This is a genomic window from Thermosporothrix hazakensis, from assembly GCF_003253565.1.
Lineage (GTDB): Bacteria > Chloroflexota > Ktedonobacteria > Ktedonobacterales > Ktedonobacteraceae > Thermosporothrix > Thermosporothrix hazakensis.
The window spans coordinates 1-20072 of the sequence record NZ_QKUF01000010.1; the positions used below are offsets into that span (position 1 = coordinate 1).

The window sequence follows — 20072 nt, forward strand, 5'->3', positions numbered from 1 at the left end:
TTGCTTCCATCCTCAAGACTTGTGTGTTTCCTGCCTGCGCGTGTGGCTTTCTCGATGGGCTTGTTGTGCTTCAGGCGAGGTCGGATGGGCTCTCGCGACGGATGAGCCCCCTCGTCGGCTTGTTGGTGAAGATGATAGCTCAAGCAACACAACATGCATCTTGCTCTCGCATAATCTCTGTGAAGGACAGGTAGACCTCTCCTTCACGCGTTCTGGAAATCACCCCGGACGCTTGCGGCCGAAAGTCCAATGCTCATCTGCGACCTGTTCGTTGGGAAGCGCACGGATGAGTAAAAGAGGAACCCTTCAAAGAAGACCTGAAAAAGGAGGAAGGAACGGATGCGCAAACACAGAGCGGATATCGCGGATCACGAGACGCGACCCTTAAGTACAAAAGCCCTTCAGCAGGCGCAGGTGACACGCTACCTGAAGCGGCATCAGCTCTCGATCCACACCGTGGCTTCTGTTGCCGGGGTCCCGCTCATGGTGGTCTGGCGCGTTCAGCAGGGCGAGCCGGTCACGCAGGAGCACACTCACATAATCGAGTCTGCGTTCCTGTGTTTGACCGGTATGTCGTATGAAGGCAGCTTTGCGGTGTATCCAGAAGAAAGGAGCGAAAGATGAGACGACAGAAAAAGCAACAGCAGAACACCACTCCCTTGTTTCCGAAGACCAACGACTCTCTGCCCACCACCAATCTGGTCTGGCCGGCCTACGATCAGCTTCGCCAGAGCGACAGGGCACTTCTGGTTCTCCGGCTCTGCCTCTCCTTCAATGATGTGCGGGTGGTTGAAACCATCGTGGGTTCATACCTCTCATACCTTGAGCATACATCCCGCTTGAAGCCCTCACACCGTGTCAAAATCCAGCGCCTGAGCGGGCTGCGCATGCGCTTGTACGGCTTGCTTGCCCATGAGCAAAAAGGTGCCTTCTCGAGTGCGGCTCTCCTGCTGACACTCGAGGATCTGGAACTGCTGAACGAGGTGCTCGAAGCCTTCCTCACCCTCATCAAACGGCTCACAGTCCGGTCTCAGGAGCGTGATGAGCTGGTGCAAGCGCTTCGGTTCTTGCAGCGCACCATCGAGGATATGATCCAGATCCAGTTGAACGGGGTGGAGTGATGATCCGACGCATTGAGACCGATGAGGCTACGCTTGCAAGTGTCAAAAAGCTCGTAGAGCAACAGCTTCAGGGAGAGAACAAGGCGGCTGAGCGGTCCTCTTATGAGCGCTTTTTGCAGGATCTTGACAGGCCCGTGCCCCCACGCTCATGGAGGTAACGGCGCTCTTGAAGGAAGCACAAGAGCTACAAGAGGTGTTTCCTCGCCTGTCGCGTGAAGGACAAAGAGCTGCTGAGGAACGTCTTTCAACCATTTCCAGGCAATTGAGTCAGTGGCGTTTGATGCTTGGTCAGCACTTGTTTTATCGAAAGGGAAATGATAGTAGGGGATGCATCCTCGTCGCCCGTTGCAAATAGATAAAATGCAGTAGGAGAGAGAGATGCCAGCCTTTCTGGTGGTATGGAAGATGAGAGATAAGGCACAATATGAAACATCTCTCCTGGTTTCATCTTTTTTAAAGGCCAAGCTAAAGTTGGAAGTGTGTTTGCTGTCGGTCTTCCAAAGGCGCGATACAGACTACCAACAGCAAAGCACAAACAGATAATCGTCAAACAAAGCATTACATAGCTAATTAATCCAGAGTGTACCTGTCAATGCGTGAATTCCTTTCCACTGGCTCATTTGATCTGTTTCCCTGCTTCTTTGAGCCGTTGGGAACACTCCAGAGAATGTTTTCGCATCAAGAATCAAGCCTAAACGTCCAACAAACGTACTCTATGATCTTCATCGAATAATTTACTCTAGGCATTTCTACCCTACTATACCAACTTATAAGTATATCCTGAGAGAAAAGCTCATGCTTATTATTGTATTTTACATAATAAAAAAACAAAAAAAATCAAGTTAATAGAGCTGCTTATACAAAACATTAGTAATTGTAAAAAAATGTCTTCTTTGTAGTAGATACACAAGTAAAAGTAACAGACTTTAAAACGAAACATATTTTTCCGATACTCTATCAACGCAATATATTTGTTACCACAAACTTATAATGTTACTCCTTATCTTCATAAGGGGAGAGAAAAACATACAGCATACAACGAGGCGTGCAATATGACTACACCATAAAATCTGCACAGTCACGAGAGCTGACCCAAGAATTGGCGAAGCTCCTGGATGTGAGGTTGCCAATCAAGAGATGAGGCTTGCAGAGAGAACAGGGAAGAGCGACACTGCATCGCTTCTTCCTCCTCTCTGCTAGACAGACAAGCAGGATCTCCATTGACGCACGCAACGTGGGAGGTGGTTTCCTTGAAGAAGTAACCACCTCAGACTACATCTCTGCTCAGTCCTTGCTTGCTTTGTATCTCACGTGCATCGTTTTCTACTGGTTCAGTGCTTCTCCTTCCCCCCTTCCTTCTTCGTTTGAGTGATGTGTTCATTCGCGACCAATTGTTCAGCATCAGAAAGAAGATGCATTCTTCATTTCTTCCATAGAAAGGCAACGGTCAGCGCGAGCTGCAATATTTAGATCGTGAGTGACCAGGATCATCGTACTCTGTTCTTCCCGCTGGATCTCCCGCAGGAGAGTAAGTATCTCCTGACCTGTACGGGGATCAAGATTGCCCGTTGGCTCGTCTGCAAGTAACAATCTGGGACGATGCATCAAGGCCCGGGCTATCGCAACTCGTTGCTGTTCTCCGCCAGAAAGGCGCGCTGGCGTGTGTCCCAAACGTCCGCCTAATCCTACCCGCTCTAACAGCTCTTTTGCCCGTTGCCGTATATTGACGTTGGCATGTCGTTGATAGGGGAGTAGGGGAAGCATCACATTCTCTAACGCGGTGAGGTTGGGCAAGAGATAAAAAAGCTGAAAGACAAAGCCGACGACATGACGTCGATACCGAACTGCGCTTGCTCCTTTGAGGGTATGCACTGCATGTCCATCTACCCAAATTTCTCCTGATGTCGGGGTATCTAATGCACCCAGGAGAGCTAACAAGGTGGTTTTTCCCGAACCTGATTGTCCTATAATTGTGATAAACTCTCCACTCTGAATCTCAAAGTGGACATCTTGGAAGACCACTAGCTCCTTCTCTTTTTCCTGATAGACCTTTCTCACTGCTTCGACGCAGACGAAAGCCTCTTTCTGTTTTCTCTTCTCAGACAAGTTTGTCTGTACTTCCTGCTCTCTTTGCATAGGTTTTTCTCCTTGCTATTCCGCTCGTAAAATGTCAATAAGCTGCATATGGCGAATCGCTCGTATAGTAGGTACAATGGCAAGGATCACTCCCCCCACCAATGTCAAAAGTGTGCCAATGACAATCCATACACTCGCCCATTGGAGTCGGTGACTGCTCGCAAGGAAGGCAAGCGAACACAGCAGCCCAGCAAGAATACTCCCCCCGGCTAACAATACCCCTTCCTGCAAAAAGAGTCGGTAGAGAAGGGACCTGTCCCAGCCAAGTGCCTGAAGCAATCCAACCTCATGACGACGCTCCTGGAATTGCAAAAGAAACAGATCTGTAACCATTGCAAAGGTGAGCAGCAAGGCAAAGAGCACTCCGCAAAGTTGGGGAAGTACTGTCTGGAGCAGAATCTCATTGCCCAGCAGAGTGCCTTGCAATTGTTGCTGAAAATGAAGGACGCCGTTGCCCATCACCATGAGCAACAGGGTAGAGAGGAATAAACAGCACCCTGCAATGAGAATGCGGCCTCGTGTTCGTTGTAGATTCCGTAGGGCCAAACCGAGGAGTGGAGAAAGAATACGATCTAACCGGGAAACATGCTGTACCTGTGCAGAGGAAAGGCTTATTCCTGCATGCAAGATTTCTGCAGGATGGATCTTCCAGACCTGCCAGAACGGGTAGAGAGCCGTTAAGCATGCAAGCAGAAACACTCCTGGCAATACCAAGATCCCTGCAGCGAAAGGAATGGTGACTCCTATTCCAGTAACAACCAGTAATGCAAGCAGTAGACCAAGCACACCTCCTCCACACGCCAGGAAAAGGATCTGCATGAGGAAGTGCTGCGCCACATGATAAGGGTGCCAGCCGAGAGCACCGAGCAGCGCAAATTCTCGTTGGCGCGCCGTTGCTTGAGCACTTAAAGAGACGAGCAGAAACCCGGTACACACCAGCAAAATCGCTCCTAAAAATAGCATCTGGGTATCACGCGCCTGTTGGACATAGACGAGACCTGCACCAGGGTAGATCCACCGCTCCTCCACCCATCCAAGCGGTGCAACATCGCGCACTGCACCGTATTCTCCCTTTTTCACCCCTGGGACATATACCAGTGTCGGCTGTGGAGATGATCCCAATGTTACTAAGGCATGTAAACCTGTGCGTTGTTCGATGGATTGAGCAAGCTGTTGTATCCGTTGCCAGCTTGCCTCATTGGGCGTATCCACTCCTGACACCCGCACACGAATCGCACTAATCAACGTGTCCCCGATCAATTGTCGGGCCACATGCAACGTCGTAAGGGCCAGGGGAGGCTGAAAGAGATACCCGGCAGGATTTGGTGTCGGCAATATTTCTTTCGGAGGAACAGGCTTGCCCTGTGCATCATATTTCAGCAGAGTTGGTGTAGGAACATAGGTATTCTCGGGGAGCCAGTTGATCGGCTGATCAAAGCGTGCTTTGAGTCGCTGCCCAGAGAATTGACCTTGAATATCAAAATTATACATCGCTTTCACATATGGTGGCATATTACTCTTGCCAATCAATAAAGGTCGCAGCGAGCGGAAATAGACCTCTTCTTCCGGTAACGCAGAGGGAGCATCACTGTGCAGTGCTTGCGAAAGCTGCTGTTGTATCTCGATTCCATTTTGTTGGGGGAGTGGTTGTAGCGTATAGGCTTTCTTTCCATTTGGGCTTGTGGCAGGAGCATAAGTAACTCCTGACGGGAGATACAGAAAGCGAGCATCAGCCTGATTTGCAGCGGTCATTTGGGTTTTCCATGTGCTACCATCCCAGAGCAAGTTGGCACTAGTTAGACGCTTCGGTTCGTTTTGGAGAAGCGGGATCTTCCCCTGAAAGATCTGCTGTTGGTTCGGCAACTTCTGGAGATACGCTGTGCCCCCTTTTTCTATAACCTCCCGAGGATCAAGGTTTTCAGGTGCCATATACGTCACGGTTGCCGTCTGTGCCACCGAGCCTGGTAGCTTTTGTTGTACCATGACAGGAATATTCATGACCGGGATAGAGACGGGCTTGTTCTGTGCTCCCATCATGGGAATCGTTGGCCGCTGTGGATTTTGCCGCAGTGTCTCCTGGTTTGTGAGCATGCGACCAGAAAGCAGGCTTTGCTCCAGGCCGACAAGCTGTCCTTCCTGTTCTGGATCAATGGCCGCAACCAGAAAGGTTCCTGTCTCTAACGAGGGAAAAACAATATGGGAACTGCCACAACCTCCCACTTCGATACCGTTCCTACGAAGTTCTTCAAAAGAGGGAAAATCTTTCTCACTAAACTTGCTGCATTTGGAGGCTGAGGCAAAGTAAAAAAAGCGGCTCTCTTTATGATATGCTACCTCGCGTACCCCATTCGAGGTACGTACCTCCATCTCAACTTTATAGTATCCCATTCTATCCATCACTGGACGAAGTTCCCATAGAGGTGCTGGCAATTGCGCGTAGCCCAGAAATGCGATCGGAGCTGCAATTTCAACATGAGGAAGACTACGAACCTGCTGATATTGCTGAACCGTGATACCTCCACTATACCCCTGTAACAATGCTGGAGAAATGGCTTGTCCAGGTGGGACACTCACCTGCGGAGGCAGAACGATAAGATCATAGACGGGACGCCAGTTCTGCGCAACTAAATTGTTGACGCGAAGTGTTGTCGCATTTGTTGTCGAGCTTAGAACCAGAAAGGCACAGGCCGCACAGAGAAAACCACTAGCAGTCAACCAACTCTTTCCTTGTTGCCGCCGAAGCAGTAACCAGATCCAAGAAAACATAAACGGATCTCCCTTCCATTTCTTCTTTACCAAAACGCTTTACGAGGCGAGCTGGAATTCCGTGATTTGGATATGTTGCTCCTCCGGGAGTGTTGCATTCAGTTCATGAATACGTTGCAAAAGGTGCTGCGCACACCGCTTTAAGCCATCATTCTCTTCACTCCGAATACTGTATTCTTGATGAGGTTCCCCTTGCAAGATACTGAGAAACCCAATGCCAGAATCTTTATATTTCCCAACAGAAATTTGACGAATAGTATGCGCTGTGATTTTTGCCTCCGCCTCCTGGCAAGATATGGTTGCTAGAGGCGTGGACTGAGCTAGAATATTCTCTACCTGACTGGTCTCCGTTGGCGTTGGAACTGCACTTTCTTGAGAGGGCAGTTCTTGCGTACAACCGCTCAGGAACAAGAGACATAGGAGCAATAGGCCAAGAGACCTTATACAAAGCTTCATGTTTCCCTCCTTATTTTTTTATCTACATTGATCTATGAGTATGCGTTAATTTACCAATCTCGATGGCAAAAATGCCATGAAGAACAATGCTATGCTTGTTATACCGCACGATTCTGACACATTTCTGACAGGAGATATATTTTCAAATATTGTGTGAAAAGTATATTGTATAGAAAAGCTGAAATAGCCCCTTGTTCCGTACGTAGATTGAGAAAGCTTCTTTAAGGGGATAGCATCATTGTAATTTTATTGAACACAATGTAGCACTAATATAAACCAAACAAATATCTTCTAGAGTAGAAGGCCATCATATCCTTTTAAAGTTTATAAGTTATAAACAATTCATAAGAGACCTGGAGTAGATGAGCAATTGCCTGAAAAGTAAATCCTTCTCTTTCAGATCTCATGGATAAGTAATGAGAATGTTCAGCTCGATTGCACCTTTCTTTAACGATATAGAAATCTGCGAGCATAAATTGAGTGTCGATGAATCACTAATAATCTTTTCCGTACTGTGCAATCCGTAGCTTTATAAAGACATATACTTATGATTTACGGGCCATAAGACTGTGACCATGCTACTTCTAGAACTGAGAGAAACGGTACAAGAAAAAGCATCAATCATCCTATGCTCAAGCATTTATGTAGTCAGCTCGGTCGGGATGCCAAATCCCACAGTAGCCACCTTGGACAGTTCGATTATTCAAACAGGCATCATACTAGCCATGAGCTTAGTTATAACGCCAGAAGAAGATGTGTGTGCAAATGTCACTTGCTCATTGAGATGGAGAAGGGTGCTGCTGGCTTTTGATGAGCATCCGGCCAACATCCATAATTGGGATAGCATCAAACACCTGCTTGAGAACCGAACCAGACCTCGAGCAGCATCGCGGGCTGATAAAGTGTATATCCAGGATGATTTCCCACTGGGTCAAGGATATCTTCTGCTGGCAAGTTGAAATAGTGTATTTCGAGTATTTTAGGGAATATTTAGCCTTATAAATATATATGTTATATTTATCTGTTTATGTGCCTTATTCCCATAAGATTGAATACACAAAGCAAAATGATATATTCGCATATTCACTCTCTATGCTTACAAAAAGAGTGAAGCTTGGGGAAGATGCAAAAACTTCTACCCTACTTCTTCACTCTTTTCTTTATTATTATGCTAAAATTATAAAGTACCACTTTGCGACTAAAGTGCTAACACGAGACACACCTATCGCCACAGTAAGTGTAATCTGTAAAAGGGCAGTCTTTAGCGTTCCCATAGCACCCTCCATGATAAATACGGATTATGGACTTGTATGGAGTAGAGATTCCACAATCGACCGTATTTGTCACACACCCTAAGAAGCTACATGATCCTTCTTCAGGACAAGGAATACATTTGATACTAGGATCATTGAACGTAGTTACAGTTCCTACCGTCTTTTGTTTCTTCAAGAAACTCATAGGTTTGTCCTCAGCAGCGGCCTTCGCGGTCCCTCCAGTATTGAGGCCTAAACCGATAGTTGCAACAGAGGCACCTGCCGCTATAGTTGCAAGCCATTTAAATATACCTCTCCTTTGGGCTACTGTTTCATTGCGTACGAGTTTTGCATCTTTCTCCATTTGAGAATCCTCCTTTAAAATACTAGCTTCCATTCAAATCTATGACCATATTAGCGAAGTGTCACTATTTTTTGCTGAAACACTCGCTAATAGTGCCATCAAATGATTGTAATTATTGATGATCCCTCGCTTCTGCACTTTCTGGTCTTCATCTATTAGAAAAACAAGAGGGAAGCCTCCAATTTTGTAAATAGTTTGTACTAATTCCGGCTCAGGAGTTAGAACTGGTATGGTCAGGTTATGCTGAGCAGCAAACCGTCTGTTCTTCTCCAAATCAGCATCCGCAACGATAAGAATCCTTAACTCAGGGTGCTCTATCGCGGTTTTCTGCAAAGCCTCTGCTGTACTTGAGCAGGCAGGACATGTAGTTGAAAGGAAGGCAAGTATGTACTGTTTCCCATTCAGTTGAGCGATATCGATTACTCTTTTATCTTGATCAATCGCGCGAAAGAGATGAATGTGCTCTCCGACTTCCGGTCCCCCAAACCCTGGAGGGGGAGGAGGAAACGATGCTACATTTTGTGATATTTGAAGCATACCTTGCTGTTTCAATGCTCCTAATGTCCGCAAGAGGAGCAAGAGCAAGATGGTTTCACCAATGACAACCACCCATAATGCAACAAGGCAAATTATCCATATGGTTGAAATAAGAATCCCTCCTTCCTCTAGGCATTATGCCAGAAACTCGTATATTGCTTTTGTCACTTTTATGAGTGCAATAGCTCCAGTCGAAATAATGAATGCAGCTCCAATTGAAGCTACCACCAAGGTAGGATCATACCTTTGGGTACTCAGCAATAGTTCTAGAGTGATTGTATCTCCAGGTACAAATATATTCAGCAAAAGTAGAGCGAGCAGCAATACATTACGTGCTACCAGTAACCAAGAAATTCTATGATTTCCTAAGATACCGCCACATGAGCATAAAATATCTGTCCTTTTCCTAATAATGGTAAGGGATATTACACTGCTAAAAATCAGGAAAAGAAGTAACGCCCCTACTTTGCTAAATATCAATGGCCAGCCAACAACAAGTGCACTTCCTATTACTATCTCCCCTCCAGGAATCATGACTACTAGGATGGATGCGATCGCTTGCCCCATTTTTTTCGCAGGTATAATCCTATAGTCACGTATACTGACATAAAAATTGGTAGGATGAAGTATTTTTGTTAAAGCACTACTAATCAAAATAGAGCCTAAAAACATGCGTAGGGACAAATGTCCTATAGCTAGAGTGTAGAACATAATCTCACTATTTAAGATGTAGCTCCTTTCGATTTTTTTAGCACAAGAAACATGCATTTGTGATTATCAATTCTATTGCCTTTAAAATATATAACATTTCTAATGCTTCCTGTCAATATACTTTTATAAAGAGAAAGAATAAAATCCGAATTTCTAAATTTCTAAAACTATTTCAAATAAAAACCCTATAAGCGTATAAACTGCCCATCTTTGTACCCTCCGATCTTGCTAACATGTAAGCATTGTCCCGCCGTTTAAGTCGTTTCATCTGAATCTGATGCTCCGTTTGAACAGTTTAACTTTGATATATTCTATGTCTGTAGGTTACGATCAATCCAAGCTTTGCTCAATATACAGTCCAAAAAGCGAACAATCGCTGTTTCCTCCACGAGCAAAACCTCACCTATCCCGGAGACAGAGAGAAGATGACCAAGTTCGTATTGGATACTTAAAGCGGAGAACCTCGCCAGAGGCCTGTCTCCTTTGTGCCGAGTGAGCAGGCAGAGGTATCAGAGCAATATGTGTTTGACACACATTGACAAACATCCAGTTTTTATTGTTGCCCTCTGATGTGAACTTGCCGAGGGAATCACACGTCCTCATCCCACTTAGCGGCACCAGCAACTTTTTGCGTCCATCCCAGATTTTAATAGAGCGGCTCATGATTGCTGCGTTGACCTGTTATTCATGCGTGGCTTCCTCGTGCAGACTTACTAAACCTTTTCAGGGAGTGATAAGTGAGCTTCATAAGCACATCCATAATAGACACAAACGCGCTGGGTGAGTTGTTGGGCCGAAAGCAAGCCATCACGTTCGACCACCTGTCGCTTGCCATGAACCTATTTGGGCTCAATAGGATTCAACCAGAGGCTTTTCGTGGGCAAGAAGAAGGGCAGGAGACGTACCCCCTGGCTCGACTGCTTGACATGCTGATTGTGTTGCCTGATCCAGTCTTTGACCATCTTGGAGCCGTGCCAACTGGCGTTATCCCAGATCAGAAGCCAGTTCCTCTTCCCTTGCTTCTCCAGCTTCTGGCATCACCACTCAAGAAACGGAATGGTGATGGCACTCACTGGGCGTCCCGTCACCAAACGCAGCCACATCTCATCGCAGACTGGATCATCGGGTTCTCCCTCTTGCCACAAGACTCCATAGCACGCCAAGGCTTTGGGGTCAGGATCACCTTTCTGCCACACGTGCTCGACCAGCCGCACTGGCTCCTGCTTGCTTTGCCAAGCGTGAAGATGAGGAAGGGCAAATCTGGACCAGCAGACCTGATCGAGAAAACCAATCGCCCAATCAGGACGGGGGCTCGCGTAGGCAATCAGCCGATCACGCGCCGTTTGTTTTGGAGATACATCGGATCGGGACTCGTGATCCAGTGTTTGTCTCGCTTCTAACTGAATCCCAGGCGCTTGAGGGCACGGCGAACACTTGCCCCCGAAATGCTCGCTGGGGCGATGCCTTCTTCGAAAGGCGACCTTTGCGGCCAATGGCAAGCTCCAACAATTGGGCTCGATACCGAACTCGCGGGGACTGCGATGCAAGAGATCTCGCAAGGCCGGCAGGCAGTCGTCGGGAATGCTGGTGCGCAGACGGTGAGGACGGCAGGAGGTCTTCTGGTGCACGGTCAGACCTTTTTCATTGAAGCCGTTGATCATGTTGCGCACGCTCCCCTCGTCGCAACCCAGGCTTCTGGCAATGCTGCTCGCCCGTTCCTGCCGTGCTGAAGCCAGCACGATCTGGCAGCGCCGCAACACAAAGGCTGATGATGAACGCAAGCTCGCCTGGATCGTGTCACGCTCGTCTGTGGTGAGTGGTCGAATGAAGAGAGGTGCTTTCATACCCTTTCATATCGGTACCTTCCCTCATTTTCTTCCGTCCGATTGCACTAGAGCACTGTTCATAAGGGTTGATTATAATATACACTGGAAGAATGAAAGCCTATTCGCAAGATTTGCGGCTCCGGGTGCTGCGAGCCATCGATGCCGGAGCCAGCCAGAGTCAAGTCGCAGAGCAATTTGCTGTCTCGACGGCGACCATCAAACGCTATCTCAAACAGCGGCGGAAACCGGTCATGTCGAGCCAAAGACGATTCCAGGCCGTCCCAACAGGAGCGGCGTTACAGGCCCATTTGCTCGCCCAATTGCAGGCCTATCCCGACCTGCGGCGGGAAGAGCATTGTCGCCTCTTCCAAGATGGCTATGGACTCCAGGTCAGTCCAGCCAGTATTACCCGCGCCAGAGAGGCCCTTGGCTGGACTTGAAAAAAAGACGGTGAGAGCGGCTGAGCAAAAGGAAGCTGAACGGGCCGCCTTGCGCAAGCAAACGGCTCACCTGCAAAGTGCTGACCTGGTGTTTGTGGATGAGGCTGGCTCCCACCTTGCCATGCCCCCGTGTATAGCTACGCTCTCCACGCGGTCAACGTGCTTACGGGAAGGTGCCTCGCAATTATGGAGCCATCATGACCATGATCGCCTCGATATCGCTGACCGGCATGGGGCCAGCATTCCTGCTGGATAGAGCCGCTAATAGCACCGCTAAGGAGAACGCAAGGATGACACTGGCAACACAGTATGTCGGCTTTGACGGCCATCTTCAACGCGATCAGCTTTCCCTTTTTCAGTATCGCCATGCCGTTCGGTCAACCACGTTTCGTCAGGGAACCTCATTGCGCACGGTTGTGCAGTGGCTACGACATGCTGAAGACTTCCCTCTCTATGCTTCCCCATACACACAACAGGACCTCGTCTTGTTTGCCGGTTTCTTCCCTGATCTCTCATCGTCAAGGATTGCCTCCCTGATCTCTCACCTGAAGCAGGGTCGCTCTCACGAGGGAGCACACCTCCCAGGGGAAGGAGTTGGCTGTCTCCTCTCTCCTGGGCGTCTCTTTCTCTTCAAAAGCCTTCCCTCAAACGAGAATATTTTTTACCGGGTCACGCCTCAGATCGTGCGCTGGTCAACGAATCCACTGGACCTGGTGGATGGGGTTCAAGATCTTGATGAAGGAGCGATTCGTCACTGTTGTCGAGGAGAAAACGTCTTTCTCCCCCGAGATCTTCACGTCGTTCCTGCTAGCCAGCTTGTCGTTATCGAGCAAGAGCGTGTACATACCCTTCCATTTGATCACGTCACCCCGTTTTCGTGTCCTGCTCGGATGAGTCTGGATGCGTGGGCGCAATGGAGCCGTCAGCTTCTGCTCCAGGCCGTGCAGCCACTTGTCTCTGTTGGTCGAATTGGCATCCTCTTGAGTGGCGGGATTGACTCCTCCGCTGTCGCTGCCGCCCTCACGCTGGCCGGAGCGAACGTCACGGCCTACCACTTCTCTTTTGCCGATCCAGATGCCAGTGAGGAACGGTTTGCACGCGCTCTTTGCCAACGCTTAGGCATTCCTCTCGTTGCGGTTCCTGTCAATACTGGCGATCAAGACTCTCTCTCCGCGTCCTGGGATATGCCTCATCCCTATAGTCATCCCGGATCTATCTGGATGCTGCAGGTAGCACAACAGCTGCACCAGGATGGTATCACGGTGCTTGCCACCGGTCGTGGGGGGGACACCCTGTTTGCTCCTGCCACCTCTGGCCTCTCTACAGTCCTCCGCTCACCGATTTCATTGCGCGAGAAAGGGAGGATGCTGCTTGGCGCATTGACGACCGATTGGTCAACGACAGCCCTGCTTCGCAGCCTCCACCCAGCCTTTCCGGTTGTCGGCAAAACCAGTATGCGGCTTGAACAGGGGCAACAAGAAGAGCAACGCCGTCTGCGGCGAGCAGATTTTCTGACGTCAGTCGATGGGGAGGACGTTCCTGCCATCACACCCGTGGAAGCCGGTGCCTTTTCCCCGCAAGATACTGTTCTTGAGCTCTCTGTTTGGCAACCACATGGCATACGGGTCTGTCATCCGTTTCATCACAAAGCGTTGCTCCGCTTTGGAGCAACACTTCCAGATGCATATCGTTTGCTCCCCCGAATGGGAGTCAAAATCGTGAAGCCAGTCCTCAAATGGGCCTGGCGACACGACGTGCCATCAGAGATCATTACCCGCCAATGGGGGAGTTGGTTAGATGCCCCTGCGCAGTCGTTTTGTCTGACGTCTCCTGATCGGCTCCTCGCATGGCTCGCGACGCCTGAGTCGAGCTTGATGAGACGAGGGATTCTTGATCGAGGAAAACTGCTCTCAGTGCTTTCAGATCCACGCTCGATTCGCTCATCCCTCCTATAGCCTGATCAGCAGCGCCATGACTGAGCTTTTTCTTCGTCGATTCGATCAACTCATGAAAGGAGACGGACATGGCTTTCATTGAACTGAAGCCTTCTGTTGGCTTTGATGCTGCTGACGGCGAAGGAGTCCTGCTTGAGAGTCTCCAGGGAACGCTTTACCGCTTGACTCCCAGTGCCACCGATATCCTGACACTCGGATTGCAGGTGACGACGCATGAGGATTTGCTGGTAGGACTTGCGTCTCGCTACGATGCTGATCGAGAGACCCTTCAACAGGGCATTCACGCGCTCCTGCACCAGCTGGAGCAGCTTGACCTGCTCCACACACCAGATCCGCCATTCGCGCAAACCGCGTTCCACTCGTGTTTCCCATATCAGCACCAGCCACGCAGGGGGTCAGTGCCTCTTGAAGAGGACTGGGACTTTTTGCTGACAGGAGTCGCAACACCGTCGTCCCTTCCTTCCTTTTCCTGGTGGCAACGTCTCCATGCCTGGCACTCTGCCTTCACAGCTCTACGCCTTCTCCAGGGCGAAGAAAAAGCGCCCTCCCAGTGGAGTGAGCGGGGGTGGCCGGGCTGGAGTCGAGCCCATCAGTATCTGGCCTCGCTGTGGCCTGGAGCGGTCGCGTTCGCCTCGTCTTCGCTTCCTGAGATCATCCATCTGGCGCGGCGGGAACTGCTTTTCTGTCTCTGTCTGGTCCGACTCATCGCTCCCGAGGCCCTCTGTGTGGCGCGCTCAGTCGCTTTCTGCGCTTACTTGTGCCGCGCAGGAATCCCCGCTCACGTGACGATCGGGAGAGATCGCTTTGCCAAAAATGAGCGCTTTGAATTCCACGCCTGGGTCGAAGTGGATGGCGTGGTCGTGAATGATATTCCAGAAGTGGCAACAGGTTACTCGCCGCTCGTGCGGATCCCCTTGTAGAGTCAGCTTCTCAGCAACCTAAGATCACTGATTGCTCAAACCCGTCCTCCTTCCCCATCATCTCTCAGCCCCGCCCTTCGCAATGACACCAGCTGCCGATCGCAGCAGCAAGGTGTGAGGAACGGTTTCAGGAAGCACAGAACATGGGACCTTCCCCAAACGTCGAACAGCACGAGTTCCGGCTCTGTTCCGGTTGTTGGAAGCCAGACCCCTTCCTTGAGAACAACTTCTCTTCTCTGGCTCTCACCTTTTGCCAACACGCGCGCGAAAAAAAAGATCTTTTTTTTCACCTCTTCCAGCTCCATTCCTCTCTTCTTCTTCTTAAAGAGTCGAACCACTTTCTGGAAGCTCAAACGGCTTGACAAGCCCTTTCATACCACAAACATCACGCTCTTTTTTCGATGGTGTTTGCGCATCGAAAAAATGGCCTTTTCGAGCTTCATTGGACCTGCATCCTGGCAGACGTGTTCGCCTCAGAGGTGAGCAGAAAGGCTCTTGTCTTCGAAGTCCCTTTCTGCCTGAAGCAGTCCTTCAAGAGAGAAAGACCATCTGCACCCTGCCTCTCGCACAACGACGCATTGTTCTCTGGTTTGCTCCTGTGTTTCGATGTCTCAGCACCACCTTCTCACTCCCATCAACTTCATCCTCCTCCCGCTTGACAAGCCACGCTCTGGCTCCTCTTGGGCCACCCCTCCCCCCTCTTTTCTCGTGCCTCTTTTCTTTCTTTTTGCTCTTGTTTTCCCCTCCCCTCTATCCTATACTCTTCCTATACTCGTTCTCTCACTGCTCCTTGCGCTCAAGGAGCCCTCCTCGCACGGGAGCATACGGCGGTCCTTCCGCGAGGACGATGACGCGGGTCCCCCATCAGGACTGCTGATGGCCGGTTTCCTTCACGGTTCTGAAGGAGCGCAGCTCGGATCCCCTGCGCCTGTCTCTGGCGATCCACTTGTCTGAAGAGGAAAGAAGGGAAAAAGCACAAACATCGTGTCGCTCAGGCACGCAGGAGAATGCTTCTAGCCGCCCTTCTTTCCTCTTCTCCTTTTTTGGCAGAAAGGAAAGAAGGATATGAAACGACAGATGATGAACCAGAAAGCCATTGAACGTCATCTCGCCTTGCTCAATGACAAACTGGCAGAAGAGGGAATTAAGGCCTCTATCTTGCTTGTAGGAGGCGCTTATATGGTTAGTATCGTGCAAAATCGGAAAACGACCCGCGACATTGATGTCTCGATTGCCACCAATCAGGCACACATCTATCGGTCCGTCAAGCACGCTGCTACCGCTATTGCACAGACATACCAGCTGCCGTCTGACTGGTTCAATGATGATGTTACCATTGTCATCGACCAAATCGGACGACCGCAATCCCCTTCGCTCTGGAAGCAATTCTCCCATCTCCGCGTGCTCATTCCTGAAGAGCAGTATATCCTTGCACTCAAACTTTTTGCCGGTCGAGAAGATGACGACCGCGATATCCAGGCCCTCGCCAAACGCTTGCGCATCTCATCCCAAGCTCAGGCCTGGACATTGGTTCAGCGCTATATTCCTCCTCACATGCAAAGCATGCGGCCCCAGGAAATAGCCAATGCCATCGAACGCTGCTTTTCCAAATAAAGCAGTGCTGCTACCAGAGAGAGCGCTTCCCCACAAGCAGCTCTCTCCCTCTTTTTTGGGGTATAATAGAAGAGAAGGACACACTGAGAAAGGAGATCACCCCAACCGATGAAAGCACTGCTTCCCTATCCCATCCATCCGGTGTCTCAGATTCCCGAACTCATCGTTCAGGGAGAAGATCCCTGGTATGCGGTGAAATGTTTTCTCCATGACTGGTGGTGTTTCGCTGTCACCCATCGGCAGGAGTTAATCCAAACCCCTCCACCAGTCGGGCAGACACTCACGCAACAGCGATGGGCCGCTTTTTGTGCCGCGATGGTCGAGGAGCTCTGCAATCGGGTTGCGTTCCCTCATCCCTCCTGGATCTTTCAGCCAGAATACATCCTTTCTCGTCGCTGGGTCATCAATCCTTATACTTCCGCTGGCACCCTGGAACCCTTTACTCGCCGCAATATCATCATCAGCAAAACCGTCCTCGACAATAAATACGAGTATGCGGCAGGCCATCAGAAGCGACTCTGGACGGCTGAAGAAATGGAGCAGCTTGAAAAGAGCATCCAGGCAGCACCTCATGCCACCGCTGAGGAGCGCTCTTCTTCTTAGCGTCTCCTCACCACACCGTTTCCCCATTTTCGCTCATTTTCGCTCCTCGTTTTCGATGTCCTAGCACCATCGTTTTTCCAGCATGTTCCTCTGCCTCCGCTGGCTTCTCACGCCCATCGCCCCTTCGCCTCACAAGAGCCCCACGAGCAGAAACGGGTGACAAAGAGGTTTTCTTTCCCTACTTGCCTTCTCCCCATCGTCCAGGTATGCTTTTCATAGAAGATGATCTCCTCCCGCGCAAGGAGTGTGATGCGCGATCCACGCCCACCGGGATGGTACGGTTGGGGCCTGCGTTCTGCCCCAGGTTCTCCGGGCAGAGAGATCTCTCCTCTCTTGCAGCACCCATCTCACCGCAAGAGAGAGACGAACGTATCGATTGAAGCAAAGAAAGGAGGGTAACGCGCACAGAAGACTGAACCTGTGATCCCTGAGCGTGCATTTTGGCTCATGGGCGCACCCTCCTTTGCTTCTCCATCTCTTCACCAAAGGAGGAAACCCCATGGCACACCCTTCAAGCGTTTCACAGGCTCAACTTGTTCCGCAGGACGTTTCTCAGTCACAGAACGCTCGCAGTTCTCGGCCACAGGACGTTTCTCAGCCACAGGACGCTCACAGTTCTCGGCCACAGGAGCAAGCCATTTCACAGCCACAGAACGCGAAAAACGCTCAATCGGAGCAGGGCGTCTCGCGACCACAGAGCGTGAAAAACGCTCAATCGGAGCAGAACGTATCGCGACCACAGAGCGTGCAAAACGCTCAATCGGAGCAGAACGTTCCGCAGCAGCCGCGTTTCCAGAAAAAGAAACGCATCCAAAACGCACCGGAGGCCGCGCTCGTCCCCGTTGCCGGACACCATATCATCGTCGAGATGAAAGCTCCGGCTCCGGCTCCGCAAGGGATCACCCCTGAAAGCGTGGCAGCGACAATGCACTTCTGGGAAGCTGAGTACCAGCAGGCAATGGCGCAATATAAAGCTGCGCGCGCCAAACTGCAACACGCCCTCGAGCAAGCTGAGTATCATCACATGAGGATGATCCAGCAGCAGGAACAGCATATTGCTTTCCTGCAACAGAGCTTGCAGCAGCAGCAGTATATGGATGAGTACGCCTTCCACCAGGAGGCAGAACGACTCCGCTGGTTTGGGCTCTTCAACTACGCAGTTGGGGTGCGCTCATTCATCATGAGGCATTCCCCTGCACCGCAGAGTCCAGCGACGCAACAACTCCATATGTCTCTGCGCCATGCCATTCAGTTGCTCGAGCATCTCCAGCAGGCACGATGGGATCAGAGTCCCATCGTCCAAGCGGTGCGAGAAGAAGTGCGCCTCGCCGAACAGCAGGTGTCCTTCTGCAAGCGCAAATGGCTTGAGGCCCGCGCCACTCTGCGTGGACTCATCCACTAAGCTGCCTCGTGCAGGACGCTGAACCTGATCCTCCTCGATCAGGTTCTTTTTTTCCACCTTGCTCACCCACGTCCTGGTTTCCGTTGCTCCATCTGTTCTCTAGCGAAAGGAGTCTCTTCTCTGTCTTGTTTTGAAACCACAACACGCTATCGCACGCTTCGGCTGCTCGGAGAAGGATGCGGGGGAACCGTCTTCCTTGCGCGTGATCTCCAGCGCCGTGCTCGCGTTGCCATCAAGGTTGCAACGCCAGAGAAAATACACCACGAAGCATCTGTACTTCAGCTTCTGCACGAAGCGTCCCTTCCCGTCCCCGCCGTCCTTGACACGCTGGAGCTGGAAGAAAACCAGTCTGCCCTGGTGATGGAATATATTGCAGGCACATCGCTGGAGAAGGCGCTCAAGGCCCCGCTGTCCTCGTCGCTTGCCATCTCCCTGGCAGAACAGCTTTTGCAGGGCATTGCCAGCCTCCACCAGCACCAGTTCGTGCATGGTGATATCCACTCCAGGAACATCCTGCTTCACCGAAGCAAGATCTGGCTCATCGACTTCGAGCAAGCACGCAGGGTGACAACCACCAGCCATGCCTTTGGCCACTCACCGTTCTGGTATGACTGTTACCAGCTCTTCACCATCCTCCAATGCTTTCTCCCTCGGCTACCACATCCTTTGCAAGCATGGAATGTCCAGGCAGGAGCGCTGCTCGCCACACCTGACCTCCAGGCAGGAGCGCTGCTTGACCTCTGGCGTTCGTGCAAAGCAGCGGCCGCGCGCAAACGGAACCTGGCCGCCTTCCTCCCCATGTTCATCCAGAAACAAAGTCGCTAGACAAGAAAGGAGATCCGATGGTTGTTTCTCTTCCACTCGCACAGCTCGATCTTCGAGACATTCGAGACACCGGCCCCTACCTGCGGGCCTTTTGCCCCATTCATGGGAGCGATCATCAACGCTCCCTTTCGATCCATAAAGCGAGCGGCCGCGGACGGTGCTTCTGCTGTCAGGAACGGGTCATCGTCCCTGAACTTGCCGCCTCTGCTGGCCGCAGTGCCCTTCACCGTTCCGCGTCGCCCCCCTCCTGGCAGCCAGCACCGCCTGCTGCTCACAAACCCTCCTGGCAGCACCGGGAAACAGCCCTGCTCAAGCAACTCGCAGCCCACGGCGTCCTTCGCCTGGATCGCGAAGAGGCCTGGAATGCCCAGGCCTATCTGGAAGCCCGTCATATCCCCCTTGCGGTAGCTCAGCGGGCTGGAGTGAGCTATCTTGCCCCGGGAGCCGCCAAACGGTATGGGGAGCCGCTCCTTGCACGCTGGGAGGATCGCCTGCTCTTCCCGCTGGCGCTGCCCACCCAGCCTGAGCAGCGCGGCTATGCGGGACGGCTCCTCACAGGGTGGCAGAGCGTCCCCCATGAAGGCAAGCACAAAGAAGTGCTGGCCCACGAACAGAAACCGCGCTGGATCAAGACCAATCCGGCGGGCTGGTTCTGGCAGCCGTTCACCCCGGCACAGCACCCCATACCACTCATCCTGGTAGAGGGGCCCTTCGACCGGCTGGCACTGCTCTCCGCAGGGTTCGCTCCCGAAGAGGTGATCTCCCTGGTGGGCATCGCGCCAGGGATCGAGCCGGGCCGCCTTCCGCTGCGAGCGGGCAGTTCCATTCTGCTGGCCTTCGATTCCGATCCAGGCGGGAAAACAGCGGCCAAACGCCTCCAACAGCAACTCCGCCAGGCAGGCTATGATGCCGTCCTGGCGCTCCCACACACGGAAGGCCAGGACTGGAGTGCGCTCTGGAGTCGGGCCGGCCGTGATGGCCTCGACGCGCTCTACGCGTATCATGCGCTGCTTGCTCATGAGTTCTCAAGCACACGCTAAACCGGCGTGCTTGCCTCCCTGACCCGTGTATCCCTATCACAAAAGCGCAGGCCCCGTTCCCGCTTCTCTTCTTTACCCATGGGAACGGAGCCTGTGGAGAAAG

Annotated in this window: 19 protein-coding genes and 1 pseudogene; 14 read left to right on the forward strand and 6 right to left on the reverse strand. The window is 51.2% G+C overall.

Going from position 1 to position 20072, the window contains the following annotated elements:
* Window positions 1-339 precede the first annotated feature (339 nt).
* The 3 genes from EI42_RS15205 to EI42_RS32555 are packed head-to-tail and all read left to right on the forward strand — an operon-like array spanning window position 340 to window position 1279.
* Complete coding sequence (locus tag EI42_RS15205; RefSeq protein WP_111323472.1) at window positions 340-624, forward strand: hypothetical protein; 285 nt, start codon at window positions 340-342, stop codon at window positions 622-624.
* Window positions 621-1121: a hypothetical protein gene (locus EI42_RS15210; protein WP_111323474.1), complete on the forward strand. Its 501-nt coding sequence runs from the start codon at window positions 621-623 to the stop codon at window positions 1119-1121. The genes EI42_RS15205 and EI42_RS15210 overlap by 4 nt, the downstream gene beginning before the upstream one ends.
* A complete protein-coding gene (locus EI42_RS32555) occupies window positions 1121-1279 on the forward strand; it encodes a hypothetical protein (protein ID WP_170142649.1) in 159 nt (52 codons plus the stop codon). The genes EI42_RS15210 and EI42_RS32555 overlap by 1 nt, the downstream gene beginning before the upstream one ends.
* Before the next feature lie 1243 nt (window positions 1280-2522).
* On the opposite strand, the gene EI42_RS15215 is transcribed toward EI42_RS32555, so the two are convergent.
* From EI42_RS15215 to EI42_RS15240, 4 genes are all read right to left on the reverse strand, one after another.
* Window positions 2523-3143, reverse strand: coding sequence for an ABC transporter ATP-binding protein (locus EI42_RS15215; protein ID WP_211326185.1), 621 nt, complete (start codon window positions 3141-3143; stop codon window positions 2523-2525).
* Window positions 3144-3272: 129 nt separating this feature from the next.
* Window positions 3273-6023: an ABC transporter permease gene (locus tag EI42_RS15220; RefSeq protein WP_111323478.1), complete on the reverse strand. Its 2751-nt coding sequence runs from the start codon at window positions 6021-6023 to the stop codon at window positions 3273-3275.
* 2112 nt (window positions 6024-8135) lie between these two features.
* Window positions 8136-8648 (reverse strand): peroxiredoxin family protein, encoded by a 513-nt coding sequence (locus EI42_RS15235; protein WP_137686059.1) that lies wholly within the window; start codon window positions 8646-8648, stop codon window positions 8136-8138.
* 120 nt (window positions 8649-8768) lie between these two features.
* Entirely contained in the window at window positions 8769-9344 is a 576-nt protein-coding gene (locus tag EI42_RS15240; RefSeq protein ID WP_211326186.1) for a MauE/DoxX family redox-associated membrane protein, read from the reverse strand.
* A 737-nt stretch (window positions 9345-10081) separates the two neighbouring features.
* On the opposite strand from EI42_RS15240, the gene EI42_RS34890 reads away from it, so the two are divergent.
* Together EI42_RS34890 and EI42_RS34895 are read left to right on the forward strand one after the other, a co-directional pair.
* Window positions 10082-10744 (forward strand): hypothetical protein, encoded by a 663-nt coding sequence (locus tag EI42_RS34890; RefSeq protein ID WP_428843954.1) that lies wholly within the window; start codon window positions 10082-10084, stop codon window positions 10742-10744.
* A 60-nt stretch (window positions 10745-10804) separates the two neighbouring features.
* Window positions 10805-11074 carry a hypothetical protein gene (locus EI42_RS34895; RefSeq protein WP_428843955.1) on the forward strand — a complete coding sequence of 90 codons (270 nt, stop codon included), beginning with the start codon at window positions 10805-10807 and terminating at the stop codon, window positions 11072-11074.
* Here the strand turns inward: EI42_RS34895 and EI42_RS34900 are convergent.
* A pseudogene (locus EI42_RS34900) lies at window positions 10991-11188 on the reverse strand (helix-turn-helix domain-containing protein); the annotation flags it as partial. The gene EI42_RS34895 and the pseudogene EI42_RS34900 overlap by 84 nt on opposite strands.
* 92 nt (window positions 11189-11280) lie before the next feature.
* Here EI42_RS34900 and EI42_RS15255 point away from each other — a divergent pair.
* From EI42_RS15255 to EI42_RS15265, 4 genes are all read left to right on the forward strand, one after another.
* Window positions 11281-11610 (forward strand): IS630 transposase-related protein, encoded by a 330-nt coding sequence (locus EI42_RS15255; RefSeq protein WP_111323488.1) that lies wholly within the window; start codon window positions 11281-11283, stop codon window positions 11608-11610.
* Window positions 11597-11866: a hypothetical protein gene (locus EI42_RS31930; RefSeq protein WP_146505371.1), complete on the forward strand. Its 270-nt coding sequence runs from the start codon at window positions 11597-11599 to the stop codon at window positions 11864-11866. Before EI42_RS15255 ends, EI42_RS31930 begins: the two co-directional genes overlap by 14 nt.
* Before the next feature lie 34 nt (window positions 11867-11900).
* Window positions 11901-13565 (forward strand): asparagine synthase-related protein, encoded by a 1665-nt coding sequence (locus tag EI42_RS15260; protein ID WP_170142651.1) that lies wholly within the window; start codon window positions 11901-11903, stop codon window positions 13563-13565.
* A 68-nt stretch (window positions 13566-13633) separates the two neighbouring features.
* Window positions 13634-14485 carry a lasso peptide biosynthesis B2 protein gene (locus tag EI42_RS15265; protein WP_111323492.1) on the forward strand — a complete coding sequence of 284 codons (852 nt, stop codon included), beginning with the start codon at window positions 13634-13636 and terminating at the stop codon, window positions 14483-14485.
* 35 nt (window positions 14486-14520) lie between these two features.
* On the opposite strand, the gene EI42_RS15270 is transcribed toward EI42_RS15265, so the two are convergent.
* A complete protein-coding gene (locus EI42_RS15270) occupies window positions 14521-14790 on the reverse strand; it encodes a hypothetical protein (RefSeq protein ID WP_111323494.1) in 270 nt (89 codons plus the stop codon).
* A gap of 760 nt (window positions 14791-15550) precedes the next feature.
* Here EI42_RS15270 and EI42_RS15275 point away from each other — a divergent pair.
* The 5 genes from EI42_RS15275 (at window position 15551) to EI42_RS15295 (ending at window position 19969) form a co-directional block, all read left to right on the forward strand.
* Window positions 15551-16099, forward strand: coding sequence for a hypothetical protein (locus tag EI42_RS15275; RefSeq protein WP_111323496.1), 549 nt, complete (start codon window positions 15551-15553; stop codon window positions 16097-16099).
* Window positions 16100-16207: 108 nt separating this feature from the next.
* A complete protein-coding gene (locus EI42_RS15280) occupies window positions 16208-16702 on the forward strand; it encodes a hypothetical protein (protein ID WP_111323497.1) in 495 nt (164 codons plus the stop codon).
* A gap of 499 nt (window positions 16703-17201) precedes the next feature.
* A complete protein-coding gene (locus tag EI42_RS15285; RefSeq protein WP_111323498.1) occupies window positions 17202-18104 on the forward strand; it encodes a hypothetical protein in 903 nt (300 codons plus the stop codon).
* A gap of 120 nt (window positions 18105-18224) precedes the next feature.
* On the forward strand, window positions 18225-18929 hold the full coding sequence (locus EI42_RS15290; RefSeq protein ID WP_281278994.1) for a serine/threonine protein kinase: 705 nt from the start codon (window positions 18225-18227) through the stop codon (window positions 18927-18929).
* A 17-nt stretch (window positions 18930-18946) separates the two neighbouring features.
* Window positions 18947-19969, forward strand: a complete 1023-nt coding sequence (locus tag EI42_RS15295) for a toprim domain-containing protein (protein ID WP_111323500.1) — start codon at window positions 18947-18949, stop codon at window positions 19967-19969.
* The last annotated feature ends 103 nt before the right edge of the window (window positions 19970-20072 follow it).